The organism is Phocaeicola sp. HCN-40430, assembly GCF_037890285.1.
In the GTDB taxonomy this organism is placed as follows: Bacteria; Bacteroidota; Bacteroidia; order Bacteroidales; family Bacteroidaceae; genus Phocaeicola; species Phocaeicola acetigenes.
Window position 1 is genome coordinate 1 of record NZ_JBBKBS010000052.1, and the last position, 1,423, is coordinate 1,423.

Sequence of the window (1,423 nt, forward strand, 5' to 3'; positions counted from 1 at the left end):
GGGACGCTTACTATTATTGGGGGGATTTTATAAGATGTTTTTTAAATGGATAGTTTACTTTTAATGTCAGAATAAAAATTTTCTATAGTAAAATTTAATGCTTTATTTTTGGCTGATTCTTTTAAAGAGAAAAGTAAATTGGAATTATTTTTTAATGTTTGAATTGCATTATTAAAATCATTAAGAGTTAAACAAAAAATAGTATTGTTTGTGTCACAATAATCTTTAATAGAACCAACATTGCTACATATCATAGCTAATCCCATTCCCATTGAAGTAACAATGACATTACTTCCTATGGTGTCATACATTACATTTAATGAAACATCAGCTTGTTTCATAAGTTCACGTAATTCTATTTCAGAAATAAAAGGTACTAACTTCACATTTGAGGATGAAAATAAAGAACTTAAATCAAGTCCTCCTTGGCAGATTATAAATTTAATATTGGGGTTGCATTCTACAATTTCTGTTAAGAGTTTAATATCTCTCATTTGGTTTCCCATTACTAAAACTGAAAAATCAAAATGTTTCTCTATTTGAGGATTGATATAAAATTGATCTACATAATGGAAAGTGGTTATAAGTTTTTCTTTAGGAACCCCTTTTGATATGTAATAGTCTGAAAGAGAGCTGCCTAATGTGATAATTTTATTGACAGTGTTTTGCCATTTTTGAAGTTTATGGTTAGAAAAAGCTTTTTCTAATTTTGAAGGGACTAGGTGAGACATTCCGTATATTGTAATATTGGGGAGTCTTTTTCTTATAATTTTTGCTATGAGATATTGATTTACTCCTGGATCAAAATATTCCATGAGAAAAATTTTATCATTGGAACTTAATTTTGTAATAAGTTCTTGAGCAGTTTGTTTATTTTTCTTTTTTTGGGAAAATTCAAATTGAAGTGATTTTATTTTATTAATCAACTTGTTTTTTCCATATTTTTGTTTGAGTTGGGTGATAATGATAGCTTTAAATTCATTAGGGTACTTTTTTTCTAGATAAAGGCATAGATATTTCATTCCTGCGTGATTATTACTAGTATTCCACCAGTCTTGACAGATGAGATAGTTCATAATTGATTATTTATAAAAGGTATATTAATAAGTTCTTGTTCTATTTTATTTAATAGTCTTTCTGATTCTTTGGGTTCTATTTTTCTGCAGAATAGAGATTTACTGCGAGCAATATTTACGAAATCCTCCTCATTAAGGATAAGAGGTAGTTTTCCTTTATACTTCCTTTTAGGGTGCCAATCTATATATCTGAGACAATCGTCGGTTATAATATTAAGTTCTTTGATATGAGGATAGAGAAGAGTCTGAAAAATAATTTCATCACAGCAACTGGTATATTTGAAACGTTGTAAATATTTAGGTGTATTAGTAAGATACTGAAGAACAAAATCTACCGTAGAAATATG

At 28.0% G+C, this 1,423-nt stretch carries 1 protein-coding gene and 1 pseudogene; both read right to left on the reverse strand.

Annotated elements, in window-relative coordinates; genetic code table 11:
- Positions 1 to 41 precede the first annotated feature (41 nt).
- On the reverse strand, positions 42 to 1,076 hold the full coding sequence (locus WKU26_RS12520; RefSeq protein WP_340322291.1) for a glycosyltransferase: 1,035 nt from the start codon (positions 1,074 to 1,076) through the stop codon (positions 42 to 44).
- Positions 1,073 to 1,423 (reverse strand): annotated as a pseudogene (locus tag WKU26_RS12525) (beta-1,6-N-acetylglucosaminyltransferase); the annotation flags it as partial. The gene WKU26_RS12520 and the pseudogene WKU26_RS12525, both read right to left, overlap by 4 nt.

Bases quoted from the DNA above. Each gene is read 5' to 3' on its own strand.
- WKU26_RS12520 (WP_340322291.1), bottom strand. From the start codon at position 1,076: ATGAACTATCTCATCTGTCAAGACTGGTGGAATACTAGTAATAATCAC.